The 219-nt window shown below is 28.3% G+C and carries 1 protein-coding gene; it reads right to left on the reverse strand.

The genetic code is table 11. From position 1 onward, the window contains the following. Positions 1-219 (reverse strand): helicase HerA-like domain-containing protein (locus AWT72_RS09120; RefSeq protein ID WP_156413172.1); only part of this gene is annotated, 219 nt, incomplete at both ends.

A 219-nucleotide genomic window follows, 5' to 3' on the forward strand; every position in this document is an offset into this window, starting at 1 on the left:
TAGTACACCAGATTGTGTGTCATTTAAACTTAATAAACGACTAAGCATAATTGGTCCCATTTCAGAAATAGTAGTTCTAATATTTATACCATTTTCACCAAATACATCAAAAAATGTAGTGGGAAAGCTACTAAACTCAAAATTATCTATACCTATTGTATCAATTCTATTTTGTATAATATCGTTCATACTTCCAGCTTTTGAAGTTGCTGATAAAAA

This window comes from Oceanivirga salmonicida (assembly GCF_001517915.1).
Classification (GTDB): Bacteria; Fusobacteriota; Fusobacteriia; order Fusobacteriales; family Leptotrichiaceae; genus Oceanivirga; species Oceanivirga salmonicida.